21 protein-coding genes are annotated in these 25,792 nt (G+C 53.5%); 5 read left to right on the forward strand and 16 right to left on the reverse strand.

All coding sequences use genetic code 11. The features are described from left to right. Window positions 1-322: 322 nt before the first annotated feature. Complete coding sequence (locus tag ACO0LC_RS21370; protein ID WP_423006871.1) at window positions 323-844, forward strand: hypothetical protein; 522 nt, start codon at window positions 323-325, stop codon at window positions 842-844. Between the two features lie 149 nt (window positions 845-993). Here ACO0LC_RS21370 and ACO0LC_RS21375 read toward each other — a convergent pair whose 3' ends face one another. The 4 genes from ACO0LC_RS21375 to ACO0LC_RS21390 all read right to left on the reverse strand — a co-directional run bounded on the left by ACO0LC_RS21375 (window position 994) and on the right by ACO0LC_RS21390 (window position 6,622). Next, window positions 994-1,572: a hypothetical protein gene (locus ACO0LC_RS21375; RefSeq protein ID WP_423006873.1), complete on the reverse strand. Its 579-nt coding sequence runs from the start codon at window positions 1,570-1,572 to the stop codon at window positions 994-996. Window positions 1,573-1,708: 136 nt separating this feature from the next. Continuing rightward, a complete protein-coding gene (locus ACO0LC_RS21380; protein ID WP_423006875.1) occupies window positions 1,709-2,773 on the reverse strand; it encodes a DUF5694 domain-containing protein in 1,065 nt (354 codons plus the stop codon). Window positions 2,774-2,999: 226 nt separating this feature from the next. After that, entirely contained in the window at window positions 3,000-4,988 is a 1,989-nt protein-coding gene (locus ACO0LC_RS21385; RefSeq protein ID WP_423006877.1) for an alkyl/aryl-sulfatase, read from the reverse strand. A 14-nt stretch (window positions 4,989-5,002) separates the two neighbouring features. Further along, window positions 5,003-6,622, reverse strand: a complete 1,620-nt coding sequence (locus tag ACO0LC_RS21390; protein WP_423006879.1) for a GMC family oxidoreductase — start codon at window positions 6,620-6,622, stop codon at window positions 5,003-5,005. Window positions 6,623-6,755: 133 nt separating this feature from the next. Here ACO0LC_RS21390 and ACO0LC_RS21395 point away from each other — a divergent pair, with 133 nt between their 5' ends. Continuing rightward, entirely contained in the window at window positions 6,756-7,667 is a 912-nt protein-coding gene (locus ACO0LC_RS21395) for a LysR family transcriptional regulator (RefSeq protein ID WP_423006881.1), read from the forward strand. Between the two features lie 5 nt (window positions 7,668-7,672). On the opposite strand, the gene ACO0LC_RS21400 is transcribed toward ACO0LC_RS21395, so the two are convergent. Genes ACO0LC_RS21400 through ACO0LC_RS21420 form a run of 5 tightly spaced genes read right to left on the reverse strand, consistent with a single transcriptional unit; the run spans window position 7,673 to window position 14,088 of the window. Beyond that, the gene (locus ACO0LC_RS21400) at window positions 7,673-8,590 is read right to left on the reverse strand and encodes a haloalkane dehalogenase (RefSeq protein ID WP_423006883.1); all 918 of its coding nucleotides are present in this window, start codon (window positions 8,588-8,590) and stop codon (window positions 7,673-7,675) included. Between the two features lie 26 nt (window positions 8,591-8,616). Then, entirely contained in the window at window positions 8,617-9,693 is a 1,077-nt protein-coding gene (locus ACO0LC_RS21405; protein ID WP_423006885.1) for an MBL fold metallo-hydrolase, read from the reverse strand. Continuing rightward, window positions 9,690-11,507, reverse strand: a complete 1,818-nt coding sequence (locus ACO0LC_RS21410; RefSeq protein WP_423006887.1) for an arylsulfatase — start codon at window positions 11,505-11,507, stop codon at window positions 9,690-9,692. Before ACO0LC_RS21410 ends, ACO0LC_RS21405 begins: the two co-directional genes overlap by 4 nt. A gap of 1 nt (window position 11,508) precedes the next feature. Then, a complete protein-coding gene (locus tag ACO0LC_RS21415; RefSeq protein ID WP_423006889.1) occupies window positions 11,509-12,879 on the reverse strand; it encodes a DsbA family protein in 1,371 nt (456 codons plus the stop codon). 9 nt (window positions 12,880-12,888) lie between these two features. Further along, window positions 12,889-14,088 (reverse strand): SphA family protein, encoded by a 1,200-nt coding sequence (locus ACO0LC_RS21420; RefSeq protein ID WP_423006891.1) that lies wholly within the window; start codon window positions 14,086-14,088, stop codon window positions 12,889-12,891. Between the two features lie 220 nt (window positions 14,089-14,308). Here ACO0LC_RS21420 and ACO0LC_RS21425 point away from each other — a divergent pair, with 220 nt between their 5' ends. Both ACO0LC_RS21425 and ACO0LC_RS21430 read left to right on the forward strand, forming a co-directional pair. Then, entirely contained in the window at window positions 14,309-14,938 is a 630-nt protein-coding gene (locus tag ACO0LC_RS21425; protein WP_423006893.1) for a TetR/AcrR family transcriptional regulator, read from the forward strand. A 124-nt stretch (window positions 14,939-15,062) separates the two neighbouring features. Next, the gene (locus tag ACO0LC_RS21430; protein WP_423006895.1) at window positions 15,063-15,878 is read left to right on the forward strand and encodes a TMEM175 family protein; all 816 of its coding nucleotides are present in this window, start codon (window positions 15,063-15,065) and stop codon (window positions 15,876-15,878) included. Here the strand turns inward: ACO0LC_RS21430 and ACO0LC_RS21435 are convergent. Together ACO0LC_RS21435 and ACO0LC_RS21440 are read right to left on the reverse strand one after the other, a co-directional pair. Then, complete coding sequence (locus ACO0LC_RS21435; RefSeq protein WP_423006897.1) at window positions 15,825-16,709, reverse strand: SDR family NAD(P)-dependent oxidoreductase; 885 nt, start codon at window positions 16,707-16,709, stop codon at window positions 15,825-15,827. The genes ACO0LC_RS21430 and ACO0LC_RS21435 overlap by 54 nt on opposite strands. Continuing rightward, complete coding sequence (locus tag ACO0LC_RS21440) at window positions 16,706-18,208, reverse strand: flavin-containing monooxygenase (protein ID WP_423006899.1); 1,503 nt, start codon at window positions 18,206-18,208, stop codon at window positions 16,706-16,708. The genes ACO0LC_RS21435 and ACO0LC_RS21440 overlap by 4 nt, the downstream gene beginning before the upstream one ends. 187 nt (window positions 18,209-18,395) lie before the next feature. Between ACO0LC_RS21440 and ACO0LC_RS21445 the strand changes: the two genes are divergently transcribed. Then, a complete protein-coding gene (locus ACO0LC_RS21445; RefSeq protein WP_423006901.1) occupies window positions 18,396-18,602 on the forward strand; it encodes a hypothetical protein in 207 nt (68 codons plus the stop codon). 118 nt (window positions 18,603-18,720) lie between these two features. Here ACO0LC_RS21445 and ACO0LC_RS21450 read toward each other — a convergent pair whose 3' ends face one another. Genes ACO0LC_RS21450 through ACO0LC_RS21470 form a run of 5 tightly spaced genes read right to left on the reverse strand, consistent with a single transcriptional unit; the run spans window position 18,721 to window position 24,686 of the window. After that, window positions 18,721-19,614 carry an alpha/beta hydrolase gene (locus ACO0LC_RS21450; protein WP_423006903.1) on the reverse strand — a complete coding sequence of 298 codons (894 nt, stop codon included), beginning with the start codon at window positions 19,612-19,614 and terminating at the stop codon, window positions 18,721-18,723. Between the two features lie 35 nt (window positions 19,615-19,649). Next, entirely contained in the window at window positions 19,650-21,038 is a 1,389-nt protein-coding gene (locus tag ACO0LC_RS21455) for a DUF1254 domain-containing protein (protein WP_423006905.1), read from the reverse strand. 13 nt (window positions 21,039-21,051) lie between these two features. Then, window positions 21,052-22,467: a coniferyl aldehyde dehydrogenase gene (locus ACO0LC_RS21460; protein ID WP_423006907.1), complete on the reverse strand. Its 1,416-nt coding sequence runs from the start codon at window positions 22,465-22,467 to the stop codon at window positions 21,052-21,054. 27 nt (window positions 22,468-22,494) lie between these two features. Next, window positions 22,495-23,541, reverse strand: a complete 1,047-nt coding sequence (locus tag ACO0LC_RS21465; protein ID WP_423006909.1) for a formylglycine-generating enzyme family protein — start codon at window positions 23,539-23,541, stop codon at window positions 22,495-22,497. 8 nt (window positions 23,542-23,549) lie between these two features. Then, window positions 23,550-24,686 (reverse strand): glutathione S-transferase family protein, encoded by a 1,137-nt coding sequence (locus ACO0LC_RS21470; protein ID WP_423006911.1) that lies wholly within the window; start codon window positions 24,684-24,686, stop codon window positions 23,550-23,552. Window positions 24,687-25,792 lie beyond the last annotated feature (1,106 nt).

Here is a 25,792-nt window from a genome sequence, read left to right on the forward strand (position 1 = left end):
TTTTATAACCGCCAGCGACGTCACTCGCGTCTTGGCAATATATCGCCAGCCTTATTTGCTGAAAATTTTAATCGGCACTCACAGGCAGCTTAGAACATGAGTGTCCGCTATTGACAGTACACCTCAGTGCACAGGGAAAGAGGAGGCTGGCCATATTCGAGTGAGCCAGAGGGATAGCTCAGCAATCCTGCATGCGCGCTTCACAAAGCGACGCTGGTGTCGTGTTTGCGCAGGCCTTGTGCCGTTCAATGCTTTGCATGCGTACGATTACGTTTCACTAATCGTACCTACGCAAGCTATGTAATCCAACTTGATGAACAATATGCGAAAAGTGAAAACATTATCTAAACTCGGTGGCTGCAAAGAACAAAGTATTCATCTGCAATTCCCATTTTTGCAGAATGTGAAAGAGAATATCAATCATGGAGAAATGGGGCAGGTCGCCCTATCTGTTTTTGATCACTGGATAACTTGCGAGAGCGAATATCATTTGCTGGATAACATAGGCGTGATTGAGCAAGAAAACCGGAACCAAAAATTTCTGTCACATTGGGCTGCTATATTTGATGCCACCGAAATTTTTACGCTCCGTTATCGTGGCCGTTGGCCAAAAAAAGAGAGGCTGGTCATCAAGCAATATGCCGACAAGGCAGGCTACCTGGCACAATGCAGATTGAAAATGGGCAACAGTCCATTCCAATTTCTCATCTTGCCCGAATTTGATTGTCTTTATATGGCATCCTGGGATGACACCAATCACCTTTATTTTAACGACCGCCTAAGAGCTGAACCAATTTTAAGTCTGGCAAAAAAATCTGGATTGCATATTCTTGAATACAATTAAGCTTCGTTCAACTTGGGTAGGTACGCTTAGCAAAGCGTAATCGTACGTATGTTGATTTGCTCAGGATTAGGCCCTGATCCTCTGTAGGAGCGGCTTCAGCCGCGAGCCGCCTGCAACATATTGCACGTTGTTCGCGGCTAAAGCCGCTCCTACTCAAATATTTGCAATTTCTGTCTGGCATAAATGCTGAGATCATCAATCACTGAGTAACTTCTTGGCAGGCTGGCTATCAGGGCCAATATAAATTGCCCCAGCGCTTTATCGCCGCAGTCGATTTCTATATCAGCAAAACTCACTACATCCTGAAATTTGGCGTAGGAATATTTTTTCTTGCCATTATCAGTCAGGCCTAGATATTTACTCAGCGACAGCCTCGCCTCTTCAAGAGCACCATTCAGGTAATGGCCTATGGAATTGTTAAACAGACTGCGCTTGTGCGAGGCTAACAGTTTGCCATTTTCATCCAGTACATCCTTGTGGAAATTGAAAAAATATTTCTCCTGCCTGATGGCTGCTTCATCGCGAAAGTAAGTCACTCCACTGCTGCCGAGTATTTTCTCAATCTCCTCAAAGGGTTCGAATTTCAATCTGAGAAAACTGGCTCTATCTAAAGATTCCTTGATACTTTCCTCGTGCCTGGGGAAATATCCAAGAAACGAGACTTGTGCCTTTCCTTCGATGAGATCCTTGAAGAATTGCAGGTGTTCTTTGCTCAAGCTCTTGCTCATATCCTGGTGGTGCCATGAAGTTTCTGGAGTGCCACATTGTTTCTCGGAATTTTAGCTCGCGTAGGTACGATTACGTTTCACTAATCGTACCTACGCGAGCTGCCGTTTTGTTTGCAGTGATGATCTGGTTATCACATTAACGCAGTACCTCGATCACATCGACAATATCGACGCCCTGCAGTTGGCCGAGCCATGCATCGAACCACGGCTTGTGTGATGAACCAACAATGGTCAGAACACGCGCGCCGGGACGTTCACGGAAGGTTTCTCGGATGTTTGCGATCATGCGCAGATTACGGATTTCCCAGCCGGCGACCCACATTTGCGGATAACCTTTCGGCGACTTTGCCCGCATCAACGCTCCGACTTCGGTATCAGCGAGTATCCGTTGGTGTACCGGGTCATTGATGTAGCGATATAACGGCAGCAGATCAGGCATCAGTTTAAAGGCATTTACCTGTTTTTCTCTTTCGTTTAACTCAGATCTACCTTCAGACCAGGCTGCCGCCTTGGCGCGTTCGTATGCCTTCTCATCTTCAACGTCGACGTTGTCACCAGTGTGATTGTCGGTCGCATAAATCCGCTGCAGGCCAAGCCGAGCAGCCAAGCGTGCAGCTATTTGATAACCTTCGTCGTTGCGTGTTGCTATTTGCTTAAGTTGTTCCACAAGTTCCGTGTTCAAGCCGTCGCCAGTGCATCGCTCAGCTTCGGGCAAGTGGAGCCACTGCACATAGGCCGAGGCGCTGTCACGTGCCGCCAAGAATGCAGCAGCAAGCCGCCGTCGTTGTGCTGGTGCCGCTTGCGTTGGCCAGGCCTTTAGAGTTTTCTCCACTTCAACGAGCGCGGCAGGAATATCCAATCCTGTGGCAGTCTTAGCTGGCTCGTTAGAAGGGCAAAAACCACCTAATTCAGGGGGGCCATACTTGGCAGGGTGGCGGGCAACGAGATCACATTCCTCACCTGGCAAAGTCTCTATTGTGATGATGTCCGGCTTGAAAGACTCCAATCGTTTGAGCACGCCATTAAGTGATTCCTCATTAAAGCCTGTTGGCATATATCGCAAGTGTACCGTACCTAATACTAGCACCCGAGCACGAGGCCCCATCATGTTGTGGTCAAGCGCAGCCAGATTTCCCTGTGCCTGCGCGATCAAGGGCACGGTTGCGATTAATCCCAAAATCCATTTCGTTGGTTTTTTCACATTAAAATTCGCAGAGGTTTACAGAACTCGAACTCATCTGACAGATTATCTCAGGTCAAGTTCGAGCTGATAGAGTTAAATAAGGTAATCCCCCGGCTCTGCCGCGGGATTCCTCAATGTTTGACCTATACGGCGGTCGGTTTGAAACCCATGGACCGCATCAAAATGAAGCAAAGCGGTAGGTAGATATTACCTGAAATGCAGATTTCTAGTAGAGAGAAAGTAACTACTTCGTCACAATCGCAAACGTCCCCGCCGCCTTGTCAATGAGGCCAAAAAACCGCACCAAATCTATCTTGCTGCCATCGACCTTCAAGTCATCACTGAACAGCGTATCTTTGACACCCGCCGTCCCCGCCATCATCTTGATGAAGATGGGCTTGGTCAATGTCAGGGTGGCATTGGCATCTTTGACTGGCTCAGCTTTCTTGTGATGCAATACTGCGTTTTCTATCCATAGTACGTAGGATTCTTTGGTGTCGGTCAGCACCAGGTTGAGCTTGTAGTCTTTGCCTTCGGCGTCTGGGCCATTGAGGCCGGCGGCCATGGCTTCTAGGAAGCGGTCTATCGGGGTTTGGGCCAGCATTTCTATCATGGCGGCGCGGTTCACACCTTTGGTGGGTGGGCCGTTGCGTAGTTCGTTGGCGGCGGTCAGGTAGCTGTTGCGCCAGGTGGATGCTTCTGCTGCGTAGCCCATTTGTTCATAGGTGCGGGCCAGTAATTCCTTGGCGTTTTTGTTATTGCTGTCGGCAAAGACGACGTGGTTCAGCAATTCTGCGGTCCAGCGATAATCGCCTTTGTCGAAAGCTGTTTGTGCGGCGGCGATGGCCTTGTCTGCGCCGCCCAGCAATTCCACATAATGCTTGGCAGATTCTTGTGGTGGCAGGCGATTCAGGTTGGCGGGGTTGCCATCGTATGCACCTATGTAGAACTGATAGACGGCTTTGACATTGTGGCGCAGGTCGCCATAGTAGCCGCGTGCACCGAAATAGCTTTCCAGGGATTTGGGTAGTTTGATCTTGTCGGCGATTTCATAAGGTGTATAACCGGCATTGATGAGGCGCACGGTCTGGTCATGCGTGTATTTGTAAACGTCGCGCTGCTTGGTGATGAATTCTGCAATGCGTGGCTTGCCCCAGACTGGCCAGTTATGCTGGCCAAAATAGACTTCGGCGTCGGCACTTTGCGCCAGTGCCTGTTCGAGATAGCTGCCCCAGCGCTGGGCATCGCGGGCTTTGGCTCCACGCACTGGCAAGAGATTATGCATGGTTTGCGCGAGTATCTCGGCACCGGCATAGGCTTTTTTATCGGGGATGCTGAAGGTCAGCTCTGACGGTGCTTCTGCGCCTGGCACATTGTGGAAGACAAAGTTGATGCCATCGAGCGTCAGCTCCTGGGTTTCTTTGACAATGAGCTGATTGGGTTCCAGCACGCCTATGCTGCCATAGGCGACACCTTTGCCCAGGCCGGTATCGACCAGGCCCTTGGGCGAACGTTCCAGGTCTTTGCCAAACTGGTAGCCAGAACGCCTGGCCATGGCTGTGCCTACCAGGATGTTTTCGCTGGTGGCTTCTTCCATGAAGCCATCGGGGGCAATGACTGGGATTTTTTTGCTTGCCACTTCTTCTGGTGTGATGACACCGAGCGCACCACCAAAATGATCAGCATGGCTATGGGTGAACACGACAGCGACTACAGGCTTGTCACCCAGGTGTTTGCGGGCAAAGGCAATGGCGTTGGCAGCGCTTTCCTTGGCAGTCAGCGGGTCGACGATGATCCAGCCGGTCTTGCCTTCTATGATAGTCATGTTGGCGATATCAAAACCGCGTAACTGATATATGCCATCAGTGACTTTAAACAGGCCGATTTGCGCATTCAGTTTGGCATGCCGCCACAGGCTGGGGTTGACGGTGGCCGGGGCTGCGCCTTCTATGAATTTCCAGGCATCGAAATCGATCAACACTTCGCCTGATGGGCCAAGAATTTTACCTTCTGGTTTGGCGATGAGGCCGCGCCTGGCATCTTCAAAATCCTGCTGGTCATCCAGTGCCAGACTCTGCGCCATGTCGGCATTGGCTTTGACGGTGGTGGCCGTGGCGTCGCCCATGGCAGTGTTGCTGGGTTTTTGGCTACAGGCGGTCAGCAGCATGGCTGCTATGGCTACCATAGTCAAGGCCATAGTTTTTTTCAGGGGCAGGTGTTGAGGTGTTTTCATATCGTCTCCGGTTTTTATACGTTATCTGCTTTGATCATGTCTGCTGCCTTCTCTGCAATCATGATAGTTGGTGCATTGGTATTGCCGCCTATCAGTGTGGGCATGATAGATGCATCGACCACGCGCAAGCCTTGCATGCCGATGACACGCAAACGCTCATCGACGACTGCCATGGCATCTGTAGTCTGGCCCATCTTGCAAGTGCCTACAGGGTGGTACTGGGTATCCGCCCTTTGCCTGATGTCTTGCTGCAAGCCTGCCACATCCTCTGCCCTGGTGGGGTAGAGCATGTCGCCGCGCATGTGATCAAACACGCTGGATGCAAATAGCTTATGCTGGAATTGCGCGCCGCGCACCAATAATTCGAGGTCACGCTCATCGCTTAAAAAGCGCGGGTCGATGACGGGCGCAGCATGCGGGTCTTTACTGGACAGACTGACCGTGCCATGGCTGTGTGGGCGCAAGACATCGATATGGCTGGAAATGCCATGACCCAGATGTGGTTTGCGGGCATGGTCATCGACCAGGGCAATGACAAAGACGATTTGCAGGTCAGGTACATTGAGGCTGGGGGCAGATCGCAGAAAAGCACCGGCCTCGGCATAAGTGCTGGTGACCATGCCTGTACGTTGCTTGCGCCATTCCCACATGGCCTTGCTCATTTTTGTCATGCCTGTCAGCGACAAGCCAAAGGTGGCGTTTTTGGCGGCACTGCCTTTGCTGCGCCAGCTTTGTACATAGTCGATATGGTCTTGCAGGTTCTTGCCTACCCCTGGCAATTCATGCACGGGCTTGATGTCCAGTTTTTGTAACTCGCTGGCCTGGCCTATGCCAGACAGGAGCAGCAACTGAGGTGAGCCAAAGGCACCGCCAGACAAGATGACTTCACGGCGGGCGCGTATTTGTTTCAGCTCGCCAGCCTGATGGTATTCAATACCAATCGCACGCTTGCCCTCAAACAGGATGCGGGCAGCGACGGCATGGGTAATGACTTGCAGATTGGTGCGTGCCAAGTTGGGTGTCAAATAAGCCTTGGCAGCGCTGCAACGCTCGCCATTTTTATGGGTGACCTGGTAGAGGAAAGCGCCTTCCTGCTGTTCGCCATTGTAGTCAGGGTTATGTGGCAAACCGCATTCGCCAGCAGCCTGGATAAACAGATGGTTGATCTCGCTCTGATGACGCGGGTAACAGACATTCAGCGGGCCGCCTTGGCCGTGATAGTTATTCTGGATATCTTCATTATGCTCGGCGCGTTTGAAGTAGGGCAGCACCTCGTCATAAGTCCAGCCTGCATTGCCTAATGCCGCCCAGTGATCATAATCCCAGCGGTGGCCGCGTACATAGAGCATGGCATTGATGGAGCTGGAACCACCCAGGGTCTTGCCGCGCGGTTGATAGCCGCAGCGCCCATTCAAGCCAGCCTGGGGCACGGTCTGGTAGCCATAATTATGGTATTTGGTTGGCACGATGGCAGCCACGCCTGCCGGTGCATGGATCAGCACGCTCTTGTCGGGGCCACCTGCTTCCAGCAAGGCCAGGCTGATGCCGGAGTCTTCCGTCAGCCGGGCTGCGAGTACGCAACCGGCTGAGCCACTGCCTATGACGATGTAGTCGAATTCCTGGGATTTTGACATCTGTAGTCTCCTGATGTTATTGAGTGTATGGGGCTAATTTTTTGGTGTCCAATGCATTCTTGAGCTAGAATCAATGCACTCAATGCATGGGTTTGTGGTGTTTTTGCTATATTTAATTGCAGGAAGGGATACCGTGGAATTGAAACGTCTGAGGCACGTCGTCGCAGTGGCAGATGAAAAAAACTTTGCCCGGGCGGCAGAGCGTGTGCATTTGTCGCAATCTGCCTTGAGTCGTAGCATACAGGCGGCGGAAACTGAGCTGGGTGTGCAATTGTTTGACCGCGGCACGATAGAGGTGACGGCAACCCCGGCGGGTAACTTTTTTATAGAACGCGCCCGCAAGCTCTTGTTTGACAGCCGCTGCCTGCAAAGAGATATAGAGCTGTACCGCAGCAAGCAGATAGGTGACCTGGCCATAGGTGTGGGGCCTTTTCCGGCGGCGACGCTGTTGCCCATGCTGATGCCTGAATTGCGTCAGCACTTTGCCGGTGTCAACTTGCGAGTCGAAGTCAATAACTGGGAATACCTGGCAGAACATTTGCGTAACGAAGAACTGGATTTCTTTGTGGCTGATACCCGTGATCTCCCGCCCGGGCAGGACCTGGACATCAACTTGCTGGCCCGCCAGCGCGGTGGTTTTTTCGTACGCGCCCATCATCCTTTATTGAGCAAGTCGCGCAGGTTGCCAGCTGATATTTTGCAATATGGTCTGGCATCGGTACGCTTGCCGCAAGCCATACGCAAGGCCCTGGCACAATTGCTGGGTTTGCCTGCCAATGCCAGTTTGCCAATTGCGCTGGAATGCGATGATGTGCTGACACTCAAACGTGCTGCCCTGGAATCTGACACCATACTGGCCGCCATCAATGCTGCTGTCGCAGATGAAATCCAGCGCGGGCAAATTGTCCCGCTGGTGATAGACGGCATACCGACCATGCATTCAGAAGTGGGCATTGTTTCTTTACGGGGGCGCAGCCATTCGCCTGTGGCGCTGTTTGTGATAGGCAGGTTCAAAGAACTGGCGGAACTGCATGCACGGCAGTAGTGGGATTAGCCACCAGTCTGCTGTACAAACCGGACTATCGCCGCCGCAACTTCTTCCCCTCTATCTTCCTGCAAAAAATGCCCGGCATTGCGGGTAATCGCATGCGGCTGGCCTTGTGCGCCGGGTACCAGTTCTTGCCAGGCTTTATAGCCGCCGCGGGTGACCGGGTCGCGGTTGCTGAACAGGGTCAGGAAGGGTTTGTCCCAGCGCTTGAAAACTTCCCAGGCATGCTCATTGCGTTGTCGTTCTGGGTCATCTGGCGTGGTTGGTACAAAGCTGGGAAAGAGGCGGGCAGCGATGCGGTAGGCGCGACTTGGGAAGGGTGCATCATAGGCGGCGATTTCTGCCTTGCTTAAACCATGTACACAACCAGTCTTGACGATGCGGCCTATGGGGAACCAGGGGCTGTAACGTGAAAATGCCCGCCAGATTTTAAATGCTTTGGGTACGGCCTTGGTGCCGGTAGGCAGGGCACCGTTGGCCAGCACGACGCGCGCAAAACGCTCAGGTTCTTCTGCTGCCATGCGCAAGCCTATCAGGGAACCCCAGTCCTGGCAAAACAGGGTCAGGCCACGCAAGTCATTAGCGACCAGCCAGGCCTTCATCCACAGTACATGGTTGAGGTAGGAATAATCTTTCCTGCTTGCCGGTTTGTCCGAGCGACCAAAACCGACCAGGTCAGGTGCAATCACGCGGAAACCCGCTGCCAGCAAGACCGGGATCATCTTGCGGTATAAATAAGACCAGGTAGGCTCGCCATGCATGAGCAGGATGGGTGGGGCATCGCGCGGGCCTTCATCAATAAAAGCGATGCGCAAGCCGCCTATCTCGCTATAGTGAGGCTGGTAAGGGAAGTCGGGGATACGGGCAAATCTATGCTCGGGGGTACGCAAGAATTTTTCTACGACGGGTAATGCTGACATGCTGAACCTCGGTGATGAAAAAACGATTAAAAGCGTTTACTGAAAATAATCTGCTTGCTATCCGCAGGCATGCTGACAAAATCGCCATCGATACCGACCCTGATTTTGCCTTTGTAAATATGGCCTGCATCACCCAGAAAAGCCGCTTCCATCCCCGGCAGGGGCAAGGGTGGGGCGATATGGTTCAGCAGCAAGGCACCCACCTTGGCGTCACGCGCAATCTCGGCGGCCTGCTCGGGTGTGGTGTGATAATTGGTGATGTCCTTGAAGATTTTTTTCAGATTGGCCTTGCCCGCCTGGTCAGCCGCTTTTTCCAGCAAATTGGTCAGCGGGATGGAGAGCGCTTCATGCAGCAGCAAATCCACGTCTTTGGCCTGAGCCTGCACAGCCGCTGATTTGACGGTATCACCGCTGATGAGCAGGCTGCGGCCCTTGTAGTTGATACGGTAGCCAACGGCAGGGTGGATAGGCCCATGTTCAACCGTGAAAGCGGTAATTTCCAGATCGGCATCCTTGAGCAGTGTCACACTGCCTTGTGCCTGTGGAGTAAAACTTTTGGCTGTGCCACCAAAACCACTGGGCGGCATGGTGGCTTCTCCATGGTGGGCTACGCGATAGCCCTGGTCCAGTTTATAGGCTTGCATGATGCCCTGCACTACCGTCTCGACGCCAGTGGGGCCGTACACAGGAACCGGGTTCTGGTGACTGGCAGATACCCAGCGCTGCAATAAAAACTCTCCCATGCCATCGATATGATCGGAGTGAAAATGGGTGAGAAAGACAGCATCAATCTGCCCTGCACTAAAGCCCATCCTGCCCAGGTTGCGCACCGTGCTGCTGCCTGCATCAAAGATGAACTGACGTTGCCCGGCGATGACCAGGGTACAGGGGCCAGAGCGTTTGTCGTCAGGGAAAGGTGAGCCTGCTCCGCATAAACCCACATGCAAGCCATCCGGCAATTCTGCCAGGGGATTGGCGCTCAGATGCCTGACTATCATACGCTCGGCGATGGCCAGGCTGATGGGGGTACGGAACAAAAACAGGCCAAGCGCAAGCAATGCCAGTATGCTCAGGGTGGTGATAAAAAAACGCTGACTTTTCATGATTTGCCTTGATTGCCCGATAGGCGGCGTCGACGCGCCAGCAGGTAAGTCAAAGTAACCAGGCCCAGCAAGAGCAGGATGGCGGGATATTTATAGCGCGGTATATATACATGCACCATGGCATTGGTGAAAATTTGCTGGCTGGGTTCATAGCCATCGGGCATGGGCAATACGCCATTGTCTTTGGCGTATTGTGCATAGGCAGTCTGCATGCTGGAAAACATCTCAGGCAGGCTGCTTTGCAGGTCGCGGGTTTCTCCAGGGTCCAGCCGGATATCATATAAATGCCACAGACCATCACCAACCGGTGGCAGGTTCTTCACCAGTTTATAGTCGCTCCTGAACAAAGCCTGGTTGCCAGATAATTCATAGCCTATGTTTTCATCAGGCGCATGCACGCGGTCCTGGCCATAGTACAAAACCGGGATCAGGCTGCTGCCTCGCATGATTTCAACGGGTTTGCCATGGTAGCTGCCAGCTGGTTTTGCGACATTAGCCAGTTCCAGTATGGTGGGGGCAATATCATTGATATGGGTAAAGCCTTGCTGGATACTGTTTTGCTGTATGTCCTTGCCAGCAATAATGAGGGGTACGCGTATGCCACCTTCACCGGCATAGAATTTATAGGTGCTCAAAGGCGAAGCTGCCGCACTGCTCCAGCTTGGACCTATGATGCTGTAGGCACCCTTGTCACCGAGCTTGTCCATGTCGCTGTTGTAATACATGTCCAGCCACAGGCGTGCGCTCAGCATGGCGTAGGGGTCGGATGCTTCTGCCCCATTGTCTGACATGAACATGAATACAGTATTGTCGTACTGGCCGCTTTGTTTTAAGGCGGCAATCAGGCGGCCTACGTGATAATCCATGGCCTCTGCCATGGCGGCATAGACTTCCATGCGCCTGGCCTGGTAGGCTTGTTCCCTGGTTGTCAGCGCATCCCAGTTTTGCGTGGTAGACATGGTGACCATAGGTGTGTCTTTGGGCAGCAAGCCCAGTGCGATGGCGCGGTCACGCCTGGACTGGCGCAAGGCTGTCCAGCCGTCTTTATATTTACCCTGGTACTTGTCTATATAAGTGCGCGGTGCTTGAACAGGGATATGATTGGCCTGGAAGGCGACGTAGGCGAAGAAGGGTTGTGCTGCATTGTTGGCTTGCTGATCGCGCTGGATGTAATTGATCATCCTGTCTACATAATATTCGGAGGAATAAAATTCCTTTGGCATGGCGGCTTCCTTGCCATCTTCAAACCAGTAGACCTTGTCGGTCAGGTCGAGATAACGTTTGCCGGTTTCCCAATTATCCGAGCCACTGTCACCTTGTATGATGGAGCGCTCAAAGCCGCGCTGGTCTGGCAGGTTATGTGGCTCTTTACCTACATGCCATTTGCCCGCGACATAGGTGCGGTAGCCTGCATCTTTCAACAGGCTGGCGACGGTCACGACCCTGTCGTTCAAGACGCTGAGGTAACCGGGTTTGCCCTCATGTTCCCGGGGTATGGTTTCGCGCATATTGCCGACACCATTGAGATGATTATCCACCCCGGTCAGGAGCATGGAGCGGGTGGGTGAGCAGGATGCCGCCACATGAAAATTGGAAAAACGCATGCCTTGTTTTGCCAGGGCATCCAGATTGGGGGTGGCGATTTCACTGCCAAAGGCACCCACATCGCTAAAGCCCCAGTCATCGGCCAGCAAGACCACGATATTGGGCCTGGAAGGTTTACCTGCGCTGCCAGGCGGTGGCGGCGGGATCTCGCTGGCCTGGGCCAGCTGGCTGGAAATGCATAATAAGGCAAGCAATTGTTTGATGCGCATGCTATTCCTGGTGATTGGTTGGTTCAACTTGTTTCGATAAAGGCTTATCTTTGCCCGCCATTTTTTTCAAGATATCGGCGATGACCCATAAGCGATCCTGGCCCCAGACCGCCGTGCCAGCGCAAGAAAACGAGGGCACGCCCCACAGGCCAAGTGCGGACATGGCTAGCCGGTTAGCCTCGGCTGTCTTGCGCCAGGCATCGTCCTGCAAAGCCAGGCGGGCATCATCCCAGGGCAAGCCAGCCCTTTCACAGATATTGCGTAAACCGCGGTCACTGCCCGCATCCAGGCCCTCGGCCCATACCCCGCGCATGAAGGACAGGACATAGTCTTGCCCGCGCCCCAGACTTTCAGCCAGGGGCATCAGGGCCAGGCCACGTTCGGTGGGGCGGCCTACCGGGTCGTTCAAGCGACCAAAGGGAATCTGGCGGACATGGGCTTCACGTGCAGTGTCCATGGCGATATACCGTCTTTTATTCGCAGGCACAGGTAAGCCGCGCATGACCATGGGCAGCACATAGCGCAGCTTGATACTGGCACCTGCAAGCTGCCCCAGCCTGAATACCCGTTCAGCCACGATGGCTGAATAAGGGCTGCGCAAGGAAAAATAAAAATCGATCTCAGGTGGCTGAGTGATATGGAGTGGCTGAGCAAGCTCGGCTGCTGGCGGATATAGCAGCGACTGATTGTTGCTCATCTCATTGCTGCCCAGCTCATCCTGCAATCTTAGTTCCAGGTGATACAGCCGGTCTATGCCCCAATACCATTCACCTTCATACCAGAAGCAGGCACCCAGGTAATGGCCTAGCTCTTTCCTGAGTTGATTGGCCTGCTGCATTTCTGAGGCAGTTAGTTCTGGCGCAGTTGGGTAAATGCCCAGTGCCGTGGCGGTCTGCTCAGTCAGTGGCTGTGCGGTATCCCACAAGGCCGCGCTGATGCTGTCCACCAGTTGGATAAATAGTCCCATGTGCATGGCCGCCACCAGCAGGCGGTTTGCCATCTCCGTTTTTTCTGCTGAAGGCTGTAATGCAAAACCTGTTATTGGAAAAATTGGAAAACCATAATGCTGTGCCAGCAAGTGCGCATCCTGGCGGCTATAGGTCTGTAATTTGTCGGGTTCTGGTGCGGCAGCCTGCTCAGGCGGGCTGACTATATGGGGCAGAATTTGCAGCGCATATTTTTGCTGCAAGGCAGCCAGACTATGGGCTGCCAGCACACTATACGGATCGTCGGCCTGGTGAAAATAGTGCAGTTGCCTGGGGGCATCACTACGCAATCTGGCCTTCATTGAGCGCTCGCGCTGCCTGAGCAGGCGTGCTCTACCCAGCATATGCTGGGTAACTATAGGCATCAGCAGGCTTTTGATGGACATGCGCGGTTTTTACCAGGCTTTGATGAAACGCAATTGCAGGGTGCGCGACACCAGGGCATTGCTACTGCCAAAGCTCTGGCTAAAGTGCAGATTAAAGCCTGCCTCCTTGCCTGGCAGCTTATAGGAAATAAACGGCCCTGCGGCATAAGTCTTGTAACGATTGCCACCAACTGCTGCGCCAGTGCCACTATCGTCCGTCACCTGGTTGATGGCCAGCACATTCGAGCCTACTGCCCAGTTGCCCATGACCTTGACGATGCCAGCTTCGGCATAGATGAAATTGCCGCTGCGGTAATTGGTGTCCTTGTTGGTGCTGTTCATGCCAAATGAAAGGCGGCCAGCAATGGTGACACCGCTATCCCAGACCTCGCTGCCATGATTGGGGTTGAGCGCATAACTGACAGCCACGCCGGGGCGCAAGGTATAGAAATTGCCAAAGCCGGGATTTGGCCCCCTGTCCTTGTTGTAATTGCCGGTAGGTACAAACAGGGAGGCACCAGCGGCGATTTTCAAGCTATCTTGCTGCCTGATCCAGACTACTGATAATTCTGTGTCACCCATGCCCGAGGTGTCGGCATTCTGGCTGGCCAGGGTGTTGGCGACTGCTGCCTGCACCTGGGCATTGGCTGCCGCTGCCACGCCGCTGATTGCACCGCGCAAGGCGGCTGGCAGGGCAGGGTTGGGCGTGGGGCTGATAGTGCCCGCCGGGTTGGTGGCAGTAAATGTGCGGCTTTGCCTGATCAGCGGCAAATTCATGGCAAAGGCAATATGCCCGTCGCCATAGGTGCTTTGCGTCAGATAACCAGCCAGGATATTGATCTGGGTCTGTGGCTGTTCAAAGCCTATGGCGGCGGCAGGCACGGTCAATGCATAAGTGCCATCGGGCGCCGCGCCCCTGGTGAGGGTGCCGGTGGGCAAGGGCAGGTTGCGGGCGGGCAGGCTGACATTGTTGCCATCACCATCAACCACTTTGTAGATGTTGGTATGCGATAGCGCGGCCGTACCAAAAAAGCCCGGATTTTCTAAAGAGGCTGCCATTTCACCGCCAAATACTCCGACCGGGGATTGCCTGAGCTTATAGCCTTCGCCCGCCATGGCCGTCATCGCATAACAGGCCAGAGCTAGTCCACCTAAAGCCTGGCCCAGGCAAGAAGCTGGCTGTGTTCGCGGCTGTATTCCTGATTGCACTTGCTTGGGTTTTTGTTGCATGCATATCTCCTTAGTTTTGTAGGTTCTGTGACCTATCTGAATTTCAATACACATGTGTATTGATGCTGTTAATGTAGATGCCTGCGGCAGCGCTTGTCAAGAATTAAAATACACAAGTGTATGGATTTTGCCTGCTTGTTGTAGTCACGCCGCTGGCGACTTAAAATGCTGGCTTTGCAGGCGCTGACCTGCATCTCAAAGTAGACGAAAAAAGGACGATATGAAAGCCGCAGTAAAAACAAGAAAAACCTCGGAAGGCCCCAGGCTCAGCCGTGAAGACTGGCTCGATGCTGCCTTCAAGGCGGTGGTCGATGGCGGCTTTGATAATGTCAGGGTGCTGGTGCTGGCAGACAAGCTGGGCGTCACGCGTGGCAGTTTTTACTGGCATTTTGCCGATCATGCAGAACTCGTCAGCGACCTACTCAAGCAATGGCGCGAATACCAGCGCGAACAAGACCGCATCGCCCGCAGCGAAATCGATACCGACCCGCAAAAAGACCTGGAAAGACTCATCGACATTGCCTTGCGCCACGGCGGCAAAGATCTTGAATACATGCGCTTTGAACTGGCCTTGCGTGGCTACGGCAGGCGTGATGCCGAAGTCGCCAAGATGCTGGTCGAAGTTGATCAGGAACGCATGGACATGGTCATAGAAAAATATATGCGCCTGACCAATAATGACGCCCAAAAATCCCAGGAACTGGCATCCCTGTTCTACCTCGCCATCGTCGGCAGCTACCAGGCCCTGAGCCGCCCGGTCAATCCGCCCATGATCAGGGAATACCTGAAGAGCCTCATCGCCAATTACCTGGTGCAGCAACAGCAGGCAGCAAAGCCCCGCCGCAAATAAAACAGCCTGTGAAAAAATAGCGACGCCCGTGCAAAACCTGCTTTGTACGGGCGCTTGCTTATCTGATAATCATTGTTATACTTGCTACGCCATTTCTTGTTTACACTGACTCCGGGAGCTTATTTTGTCTGACACTGATCATCACAAGCAGCATGGCCATATTTCCCTGCATCGCCTTGATGGCTTTAGCGATGCGGTGTTTGCTTTTGCGGTAACCTTGCTGGTGGTGTCACTGGAAGTACCGAAGTCTGCTCATGAGCTATTCCATCTCATGCATGGTTTTCTTGCCTTTGGCGTGGCTTTCACCCTGCTGATGATACTGTGGTATCAGCATGGGAAATTTTTCAAGCGCTTTCCGATTACCGATCTGTGGATGATCACCTTGAACATGAGCTTGCTGTTCGTGATCCTCTTGTATGTCTATCCACTCAAGTTTCTGTTTGCCAGCCTGTTTGATTCCCTGATCTGGAGAAGTGCGGGAGATAGCTTTAACACTGTATCCGAAGTACGTACCTTGATGACGATCTATGGTGCCGGGATAGTTGCCGTCAATTTTGTTTTCTATCTCATGCATAAACATGCCTGGCGTTTGCGCGAAAGATTCGCTATGAGCTTGCCGCAACTCACCGAATTGCGCGCTGATACAGCGGGCAATCTGATCAATATGGCGGTGGCTGGCTTGTCTGTCTTGATCGTGCTTGTCACCAATGACCGAGGTGCTTGGGCGGGATGCATCTATTTCTTGCTGGGGCCAGCGCATTGGGCCAGCGGTGCCTGGCATGGAAGGCAATACCGGGCTATCAAAAATCAGGAACAGACAAAACAAGAAAGCCAGAAGGTGGAACAGGTCAGCAAGCCAGACCTGCCCGCTGCCGCCAGCCCAGCATCAGCACCTGTCGCGACGCACTTGCATGCGCAACAAGCCAGCAAACCAGGCTGATGCCCTGGCTGGGAAGAGGCGGTAGAAAAAATCACCGACGCGGGCATCAGCACCTATCAGCAAGCGTGTCTTGCGCTTGTGGACGGCCTTCATGATGGCCATTGCGGCCTGCTCGGGGCTGGTGCGGGCGATGCGCAGAAATTGCTGGTTCAGGCTGGCTGCATCGCTGGCCATGGCAGTGATATCGCCCAGCCTTGCCTGTTCAACCAGGCGGGTGCGTATGCCACCGGGGTGTACGCACAGCACATGGATGCCGTGTTTGTCGCCAGCTTCTTCTTCATTGCTCCCCCGCAATTCTTCACGCAAGCTGTCAGAAAACGCCCGAACAGCCGCCTTGCTGGCATTGTAGATAGCCTGCGTAGGTAGCGACAGCATGGCAAAGATGCTGGAGATATTGACGATGACTGTCTCTGGTCTGGCCTGCATCTGTGGTGCAAAGGCGCGGCAGCCGTGGACTACGCCCCAGAAATTGATATCCATGAGCCAGTGCGCATCTGCCAGCTTGCCACTCAGTACGGGCGCGACCAGGGCCACGCCTGCATTATTGATGAGGATGTCGGTGCCGCCAAAATTTTGCTGGGCAAGCGCGGCCAGGGCGTGCATGTCCGCCTCGCTGGCGACATTGCAGGCTTGCACCAATACCCGCTGGATTGTTCCTGTGTTCTTGAATTGCGTAGTCAATGTCGCTGCCAGACTGTCCAGGCGCAGGCTATCCACATCTGCCAGTAACAGATTCGCGCCTGCATTTGCATAGGCATGCGCCAGCGCTTCGCCTATACCAGATGCTGCACCAGTGATGACGACGAGTTTTTTATCCAGTGTATTCATCATGCTTTATTGAGATGGGGCAGGAGATGAAATTCTGCCCAGTCAAATTGTTTGAGACGGTGGCGGAACAGGAAAGTAAAGTCTGGCCATAGCGTGCGGTTGCTGCCATCCTTACCCAGATACCAGCTGTGGCAGCCTCCACTATTCCAGACACTGCCGACCAGTTTATCTTGTACTGCCAGATTGTAATTGTTCTGCACCTCAGCCCTGACATCAAAAGCCCTGGCCTGCTTTTTATCGAGTGCGCGCAGGGCAGCCAGTACGAAATTGATCTGTGACTCTATCATATACACTTGGGAATTATGTCCCAGGCCAGTATTCGGGCCAGTCATGATGAACAGGTTGGGAAAGCCATGCACCACCGTGCCCAGATGCGCCTGTGGCCCTTGCGCCCAGATCTGGTTGAGGTCCAGGCCATCGCGCCCGGTGATATCGAAGGGTGCCCCAGCATCTGCCACCTGGAAGCCGGTGGCGGCAATCAGTACGTCCAGTTTGTGGGTACTGCCATCAGCGCAGATGACGCCATCTGTCGTTGCCCTTGTCACCCCATGCGGTACTAGCTGCACATTGGGTTTTTGCAAAGCAGGATAAAAGTCGTCAGACAATAAAATACGCTTGCAGCCTATGGTGTAATTGGGTGTCAGTTTCTGGCGCAAGGCTGTATCCTTGATGCGATGCTGGAGATAGGTCTCTACCTGCTTCTGTGCCCGGCGCAATAGCCATTGGGCGCGGGTGAAGGCATACATGCGCGATTCCAGCTTGATGTAAGTCAGCTTGCGGCTTAACTGCTGTCGCCAGGGCTGGGCACGGTAGCGGGCGCGCCTGGCTTCTGGAACAGCCTCATCATGACGCGGGATGATCCAGGCTGGCGTGCGCTGGAATAAGCTCAGGCTGCCACATTGCGCTGCTATTGCAGGCACGATCTGTATGGCGCTGGCACCTGTACCGATGACGCCAACGCGCTTGCCGCGCAAATCCACCTCATGTCGCCAGCGGGCAGAATGAAACAGCTCACCCTGAAAGGCGTCAAGGTTTTCTATCTTTGGCATTTGCGGGCGGCTCAGGCCACCCGTGCCTGCTGCCAGAGTGCGGGCACGTAATTCTTCGCCACTGGCTAGCTGTACCAGCCAGTGTGCCTGCTCTTCCAGCCATTTGGCGCTGACTACCCTGGCATTGAATTGCATGCCATGCCGTACGCCAGCCTGGTCGGCGCAGCGCTGCATATAGGCAGCGATTTCTGCTTGCGGTGGATACAGGCGTGTCCAGTCAGGATTGGGCATGAAAGAAAACGAATACAGATTCGACGGGATATCGCAAGCTGCACCAGGATAATGGTTATCGCGCCAGGTGCCACCCAGGGTATCTGCCTGTTCGAGCAAATGCCAGTCGTATCCTGCTTTTTGCATGGTAATGGCCAGGCCCAGGCCGGAAAAGCCACTGCCGACGATGAGGATATCGTAGATTTTTTGCTGGAGGGATGTACTTATTGAGGATGCTGTCATTTGCCTGCCTTGCTCTATGTAGGTTAGCAGCGCATTATCTTGCGCATGCAGTTAACAATACACTAGTGTATTGAAAAAATAAACCACTGAAACAAATAAATTTCAGGTGGACATACCAAGGTATGCTCAGGCAAAAAAACAGCTGCGCCTATAATGCTGATTCCAGCATTCATCGTGGTAATTTTTCATGGTAGATATCCATCCACTTGGGCAATTCGTTCGCGTCGGCGATCACCTTGGCGTCATCGTTGGCTACCATGGCATGCCGGACGTGCCTGAAGATCACTATGCTATCTGGTATGGCCAGGTGGCCGCAGATGGCGTCACGCCGCTAGCGCGTACCGTGCCTGTGGAATATTGTGTGCTGGTCGGGAAACACGAGCTGTATCACTGAACAAGAAACCGTAAATTCGTATTCCGTAGGAGCGGCTTCAGCCGCGAAAGTGCGCGTAAGCCTGCAACCAATGTTCGCGGCTGAAGCCGCTCCTACAAATGCCGCTATCGCCGACCCTTTATTTGATGTTTTGCCTGATAAAGTCCGCTACCTGGCGCAAGCTTGCTCTCGCCTCTGGCAAGTTCACCATCGTAGGCCAGACATGGGGCAGGCGGTTTTCTAAAATCAGCCTGCTGCTGACGCCTGCTGCCTGTGCATGCTGATGCAGGCGGGTGGCATCATCGAGCAGGATTTCATGGCGGCTGGCAAAGATCTGTAGTGGCGGCATACCGCGCAAATCTGCATACAGGGGTGAGGCCAGTTCAGTTTTTGCCGGGGCCCCTTGCAAATACAATGCTGCTGCTTTGGGCAGGCTATCGGGCGTGAACATGACATCGGCATGGGCCTGGGTTTGCATGCTGGCACCTTCGCAGGCCAGATCTACCCAGGGAGAAAACAAGACGGCTGCTGCCGGCATGGCGAGGCCAGCCTTGCGCGCCGCCAGCAGGCAAGCCAGGGCCAGACCACCTCCTGCAGAATCACCGGCGACAATGATTTTGTTGGCAGGAGTGGTTTTCAATAACTCCTGATACCAGGCCAGGGCATCATCTACAGCGGCAGGGTAGGCATGTTCAGGCGCCAGGCGATAATCCACAGAGCAGACCCTGGCCTGGGCGACGCGGCTCAGATAAGCGCAAACAGACTGGTGGCTGTCTATGCCGCAAAAGAAATATCCACCATCATGAAAGTACAGGATAGTTCTTTCATGATGTGCGGGCTGGAACCAGGCTGCAGCACATAAACCCGCATGGGCTGCGACGGGCAGGTATTGTATATCTGCTGGCAATTTACCCTGGTAGCGCAACATGCGCGCGATTTTCTCCCTGGCCTTGGCAACATCTATCGCAGCACCCGGTACGGGCTTGAAGCGATAGCGCAAATAAATATTCGTGAAAATAGCGGACAGGCTCATAGTAAATAGGATGCAATCAATGAAATTCAAAAAAATTAGTCAAGTCGTTCCAGCACCGGCATATGCCAGCGACCCTCCAGTGCGGCAGGCATGGGCCAGTAAAGTCTGGCATTCAGCACAAAGCCCTGCCCCTGCTTGACTGGCAGCCAGTTGGTCTGCCATTTGTCTGGCGGGGCAAAGGCTTGTATGTAGAGATCAAGCGAGCCATCTTCATTCATGGCCAGCGCATCGCGGCTGCCAATGGCATGGCGCTGTATGGAATTGTCGATGAGAAAATCGTTTGCTCCATAAGCAGTGACAGACCAGAAAGCCCTGGCTGGTGGCAGTTGATCTGGCGGAAAGTGCAACTGGTAGCGTTTACTGCCATCCAGCGGCCGGTTCTGGCTATCGACACTGGCGCTGGGGTAGATGGCATCGGCGGGCAGGTTGGCACCGAGGCCTATCATGGCCACTACGGAGCGGATATTATAGTCAGTACCGTAATTGCCGAGATTGGCGGGTGGCGTTACCCAGCCATTGATTGCATCACGCGGCTTTTTTAATTCTTGTGCAATCTTCCAGTCAGCCAGCCTCCTTCCTAGCGCGATGCATTTTTCGTCCAGCCATGACCAGTCTGGCGCTACACCGGGGATGATACCTATGTGGCGCATTTTTTCCAGCATGGGCGCATCGGCAGTGGCTGGAGGGTTGTCTTGCATGAGCTTGCTCAAGTGACTAAAGAAATGCATCACATCCATTTGCCTCATTTGCACTATAGGTGGCAGGGCTTTTTCCGGCTGGGGTAGCCAGACAGGCGGAGCTTCAGGTTTGTTGGCTTGCCAGTCAGCCAGGCTGCGCAATTGCAAGCTATCCTGCAATGCATGGACGAGCGCAAAGTCTGCTGCGCCATTGGTCTGGGTGCGGCCTATCAGCCAGACAATTTGCGTAGGAGCGCGCAAGACTTGCAAGCCAGGCGGCACCTGGCCTTGCCAGTTTGCCGCGACCAAAAGATATTTGCTCCCGACTTTGCTATCGCCTTTACTATTTTTGCTATTCATACGGCTGCCCGGTGCTGCAAAGACATTGGTCCAGGCATCCATGAAAGGCATGACTTCATAACGCTGCTGGTTGGCAGGCATCTCAAATACCCAGGGGCCTTGCTGCATATCGATGAAAGCCGTGGTGTAGAGAGTGTCGACATTGGGCCTTACCACATCCCTGAAGCTGGCATCAGGGAATTGCCGCACACGGCGCAAATGATTTTCCGGCCCTATGCTTTGCGCCGCCGTCTGGCGTGTCAACTCCATCATCACCAGAGGGTAGCCAAATACATAGGCTTCAGCTCCACCCTTGATATAGTCAAGTTTGGCGTATAGGATAGCGGCAGTGGCCAGTACGGCGGCAAGAATAATCCAGCCAGCCTGCTTCAGTCTTTTCAAGCGCATGAGAACATATAGATTAACGTGTAAACATGCTCAACATTTTCGCCACCAGCTTGCCATAAGGCGGGTAAGCCAAACCCATCACATTCCAGTTCGATTGCATGAAGATAGGTTTGAGTTTGCTAAAGCTATTGAAACCAGCCTCCCCATGATAGGCCCCCTGGCCGCTGGGGCCTACCCCACCAAAAGCCAGTTGTGGCTGGCCCACATGCAAGAGGCAATCATTGATGCAGACACCGCCAGAGATAGTCTGGCGCAACACCTGGTCCCTGTGGGCGTTGTCATTGCCAAACCAGTAGACAGCCAGTGGCCGTGCGCGCTGGTTGATGTAATTGATAGTCTCATCAAAATGCTGGTAAGTCATGACAGGCAGGATGGGCCCAAAAATTTCTTCCTGCATCAGACGCATGTCTGCCGTGACACCGGTGACGATGACGGGAGCCATTTTTTTCAGGGATGGGTCAAATTGTTCTGCTGCCGGATTGATGACATGCAGTTTGGCACCACGCTGCGCCGCATCTGCCAGCAAGTCTTGCAGGCGTTGCCACTGACGGGTGCTGATGATGCTGGTGTAGTCTTTATTATCAGCCAGGCGCGGGTATAGGCCTTGCATGGCTGTGCTGATGGCGGCGACGATAGTCGCCTCCTGTTCTTGCGGCACCAACAGGTAATCAGGGGCGACACAGGTTTGCCCGGCATTGATGAGTTTGCCCCAGGCAAGGCGTTTGGCGGCGATGACCATATCCACATCGGCATCGATGATGGCTGGTGACTTGCCACCCAGTTCCAGTGTCACGGACGTCAGGTTTTTTGCCGCCGCCTGCGCCACGATACGACCCACTTCGGTCGAACCTGTGAACACCAGATGGTCAAACGGCAGGCTGCTGAAACTGGCAGCCACACTGGCATCACCCTGCACCACGGTCAGCACGGATGGATCAAAATATCCAGCCACCAGCCTGGCCAGCAGGGCAGACAGTTGCGGGCATAATTCTGAAGGTTTGAGCATGACACGGTTGCCCGCCGCCAGTGCATCCAGTGCCGGACCCATGCACAAGTCAAAAGGATAATTCCAGGGGCTGAGTATACCTATCACACCCAGCGGCTGCGGCAAGACACGGTTCTTGCCAAACAAGTGTTGCGGGTTGCTGGGCAAACGCTTTTGCTTCATCCAGCGTGGTAAATGTTTTTTGCAATACTTGATTTTTTCTTCCAGGGTTGCCAGCTCCAGCAAGAAGGTTTCATGGACAGAGCGATTACCAAAATCAGCCGAGATGGCGGCAGCAATTTCCAGTGCATGCTCGCGTGCCATGGCCAGCAGTTTTTCCAGTCTGGCCAGACGAACGGCAAGCCCAGGCATGGACTCTTGCGCAAAGGCGGCACGCTGCATGGTCAGCAGGATTTGCAAGTCTTCTATGGTGGTTTGTTTCATGATGACCTCTATTTGGCTATTAGATTATTAATTGCGCTTGGGTGGCGCTGCCCGCAAGATGGTGCGAAAACCGAGGTGGCTGGCAGCCAGATCATCCTCTTGTTCATGCCTGGCACCAGTGCGGTAGCGTACACAGTAATTGGGCGCGCACAGGAAAGAGCCGCCCTTGATGACATGGCTGGCAGCAGCTTCATTTCGCTTTGCTGGCTGGTTGGGTGAACGCAGGGATGCGTGATCGGGCGTGAACCTATCGGCTGTCATTTCCCAGACATTGCCTATCATGTCATGCAAGCCATAGCCATTTGGCGCATAGCAGGCGACTGGTGCCAGGCCGACAAAACCATCATCGCCAGAATTTTGCACAGGGAACAGCCCTTGCCATGTATTCGCATTTTGGGGTTGCTCATGATCCAGGCCCGCCTTGGGCTGGCCGCCGCGCGCTGCCCATTCCCATTCGGCTTCTGTAGGCAGGCTGTGGCCCTTCCATTTAGCGTAGGCCAGGGCATCTTCATATACTACCGCCACGACCGGGTAATTATCTTTCTCTTCTATCGTCGTCTCCGGCCCGCCCGGGTGGCGCCAGTTGGCGCCGGGGATATAGTGCCACCATTGGCTGGCCGGGCCATTCACATCGGCATCCCTGGGCATGACAAAGACCACAGCACCGGGTTTGTACATGTCTTCTGGCAAACCAGGGTGCAGGCCTTCATCGACAGGGCGCTCTGCTACTGTCACATAGCCTGTGGCTTTGACAAAGGCAGCAAACTCGGCATTGCTGACCTCGGTCTTGTCCATCCAAAAGCCTTCGACGGCCACTTCCTGTATCGGCATTTCTTCAGGATATTTATTGTCACCCATCTCAAAGCGCCCAGCCGGTATCCAGGCCATGCCAGGGTGAGGCGTTTTGCCCGCATCTGCTGGTACGCCGCATTGCGCGGGAGTTGCCGCTTTCACTGAGACCAGGCTGGTATCGGGCTTTTCAGCAATGGCAGGTTTTTTAAAAAATACCAAGGCAAATACGGCGACAAGAATAATCGCTGCGATAAAGATATATACCTGCCTGTTTTTACGCATGCCTGACCTTATGCTGTCTTTAATTTCACTACATTGCTGGTTTGCCCGGCTTCGATCGCTACCCGCAAACCGACACGGCGCAGGCGCGGTATCTCCAGGGTCAGCAAGTCTGCACCGCCTACCGACTGCAACCACTGCCTGACTTTCGCCTGCTCAACCGTATTCATTGCTGCCAACTGATCCAGGCAGCGTTGCACCATCCATAAAGTATAAGGCAAGGCGACACGGGAAAACTGTTGCCCTCCCATGGGCATGCTAATGTCATCCAGCCTGCGCGGCAAGGTCTTGCCTGCCGGGGCATTCGCCTGCACGGCTTTGACTTGCTGATTAATCGCCGCCACCATGGGGATGAACTCTGCGCAGATGATTTTAAAGACAGGCGTGAGAGTAGGGGCAAGCGCATCCTCAGCAAGCAAGGAAGCACTGGCAGCCTTGCCCGCTGCCATCCTGTCTATCCAGGCGCGCAGGTGGGGGCGTGGTGCCACCAGGACGCGCGCAGGCCAGGGATCACGTCCCAGATGGCCATACATGGTGCCCACCAGACCAAAGTCGCCTATCGTTGGCACATCGCCAAACAGGTAATTGTGTTTTACAAAATGCTGTTCCAGCAAGTCCAGCATATTGATGGTCCACTCATTCATCATCCTGTACTGCTCAGGCCGTATGCCTACGGCATGCAGCATGCCACGCAACTTGCTGGCAATAAAGGCGACTGCACGTTTTTGCACAAACCGCGGGAAGTGCGGCAGCAGTGCACTGCCTGCCTCACGCTCAAACAGGGCATAGTTTTCTTGATAATTCCAGCGTGTGTGCATGGCGATGGGCACCCACCATTCATCCCCCCAGGCTTCCATGAGATAAGATGCAAATTTTTGTACCGGGCTTGTTGGTATAACTGGCGCTCGTGGAAAACGTGCTTCCAGATGATCGATCATGACGCTGGAATCCTGCAGCCAGTTTTCGTCTGGTGTTACCAGCAGGGGCATGACGACTTCACCGGTCTTGCGTTTGCCTGTCCTGGTCAGTGTCCAGAAATTGACCTGCTGATAGTCATAAGGGATTTTTTTGTAATTCAGATAGCACATCACTTTGCCGGTGAAGTAGGACAGGTGCCAGCCATGGAGTTGGTAGGGTTTGGAGGTCATCGGCGTGGTGTTTGTTTAATCTGATGGTGGATGGGTTTTGTTAACAGTACATATGTGTATTGAATGTGTCAATCGGGTTTTTGTATTTACGCTTTTTGAGGGTGATATTTTTTCGGAATGCTTGGTTCTGTAAGCTTTAGAATTAATTTTTTTAGCTCGTCCTGGTTAACAGGCATTTGATGCCAGGGCAATTAATTTAACGTCATTCCTGCGTGCTTTTGGCAGGAATCCAGTGGCGTTCGTGGCATATCGTGAAGGTATTAGCTTCTGAATAGTGGAGCTTTGGGCGATTTGATTTTCAAATGACCGTACTCGTCATTTAAGATTGCAGGCCGGGGGTAGCCCGGCAGCTACTCCCTTTTCTTGCTCGCCAAGAAAAGGGAGCAAAAGAAGGCGACCCAGGCATAGCCGCCCCTTTGGGGTTCCCGTTTGTGCAGTACAAAAAATGGGAAGGCCCGAAACTCGCTACGCTCAGACAGCGGTCCTTCTTGATCCATTTTCTGTACCGCACAAACGGCGGCTACACATGGGAACGGCAAAAGTCAAAAGCAACCCCAAAGTCAAACTCAGCAGCAACAGTCGCGTAGGTTGGGCTACGCTTTATCAGCCCAACACTGGGCTTATCAAGCACGTATTCGTCACTATGAAAGCTGGAGAGTGCTGAGCCGGAGCTCTAGTGGCGTTCTTGCATTGCCGTACTTTGATTAAAGCGATTGCCCTTCGTAGAACCAAGCCGGGTCTCGGCCCGGCAGCCGAAATTCTTTCTTTGCGTCGCCAAAGAAAGAACTCAAAGAAAGGCGACCCAGGCGTAGCTGCCCCTTCGGGGTTCCCATTTGTGCAGTAAAAAAATGGGAAATGCCCGAAACTCGCCTGCGGCTCAAACAACGGTCATTTCTTTTTCCATTTTCTGTACTGCACAAATGGCAGCTACACATGGGAACTGCGAACGTCAAAAAACAACCCCAAAGTCAAACCTAACAGCAACAGCAACAGCAACAGCAACAGCAACAGCAACAGCAACAGCAACAGCAACAGCAACAGCAACAGCAACAGCAACAGCAACAGCAACAGCAACAGCAACAGCAACAGCAACAGCAACAGCAACA

Source organism: Undibacterium sp. JH2W (genome assembly GCF_049340425.1).
Classification (GTDB): domain Bacteria; phylum Pseudomonadota; class Gammaproteobacteria; order Burkholderiales; family Burkholderiaceae_D; genus Undibacterium.

Bases quoted from the DNA above. Each gene is read 5' to 3' on its own strand.
- ACO0LC_RS21370 (WP_423006871.1), top strand. From the start codon at position 323: ATGCGAAAAGTGAAAACATTATCTAAACTCGGTGGCTGCAAAGAACAA.
- ACO0LC_RS21375 (WP_423006873.1), bottom strand. From the start codon at position 1,572: ATGAGCAAGAGCTTGAGCAAAGAACACCTGCAATTCTTCAAGGATCTC.
- ACO0LC_RS21385 (WP_423006877.1), bottom strand. From the start codon at position 4,988: ATGAAAACACCTCAACACCTGCCCCTGAAAAAAACTATGGCCTTGACT.
- ACO0LC_RS21390 (WP_423006879.1), bottom strand. From the start codon at position 6,622: ATGTCAAAATCCCAGGAATTCGACTACATCGTCATAGGCAGTGGCTCA.
- ACO0LC_RS21400 (WP_423006883.1), bottom strand. From the start codon at position 8,590: ATGTCAGCATTACCCGTCGTAGAAAAATTCTTGCGTACCCCCGAGCAT.
- ACO0LC_RS21405 (WP_423006885.1), bottom strand. From the start codon at position 9,693: ATGAAAAGTCAGCGTTTTTTTATCACCACCCTGAGCATACTGGCATTG.
- ACO0LC_RS21410 (WP_423006887.1), bottom strand. From the start codon at position 11,507: ATGCGCATCAAACAATTGCTTGCCTTATTATGCATTTCCAGCCAGCTG.
- ACO0LC_RS21415 (WP_423006889.1), bottom strand. From the start codon at position 12,879: ATGTCCATCAAAAGCCTGCTGATGCCTATAGTTACCCAGCATATGCTG.
- ACO0LC_RS21420 (WP_423006891.1), bottom strand. From the start codon at position 14,088: ATGCAACAAAAACCCAAGCAAGTGCAATCAGGAATACAGCCGCGAACA.
- ACO0LC_RS21425 (WP_423006893.1), top strand. From the start codon at position 14,309: ATGAAAGCCGCAGTAAAAACAAGAAAAACCTCGGAAGGCCCCAGGCTC.
- ACO0LC_RS21435 (WP_423006897.1), bottom strand. From the start codon at position 16,709: ATGATGAATACACTGGATAAAAAACTCGTCGTCATCACTGGTGCAGCA.
- ACO0LC_RS21440 (WP_423006899.1), bottom strand. From the start codon at position 18,208: ATGACAGCATCCTCAATAAGTACATCCCTCCAGCAAAAAATCTACGAT.
- ACO0LC_RS21445 (WP_423006901.1), top strand. From the start codon at position 18,396: ATGGTAGATATCCATCCACTTGGGCAATTCGTTCGCGTCGGCGATCAC.
- ACO0LC_RS21450 (WP_423006903.1), bottom strand. From the start codon at position 19,614: ATGAGCCTGTCCGCTATTTTCACGAATATTTATTTGCGCTATCGCTTC.
- ACO0LC_RS21455 (WP_423006905.1), bottom strand. From the start codon at position 21,038: ATGCGCTTGAAAAGACTGAAGCAGGCTGGCTGGATTATTCTTGCCGCC.
- ACO0LC_RS21460 (WP_423006907.1), bottom strand. From the start codon at position 22,467: ATGAAACAAACCACCATAGAAGACTTGCAAATCCTGCTGACCATGCAG.
- ACO0LC_RS21465 (WP_423006909.1), bottom strand. From the start codon at position 23,541: ATGCGTAAAAACAGGCAGGTATATATCTTTATCGCAGCGATTATTCTT.
- ACO0LC_RS21470 (WP_423006911.1), bottom strand. From the start codon at position 24,686: ATGACCTCCAAACCCTACCAACTCCATGGCTGGCACCTGTCCTACTTC.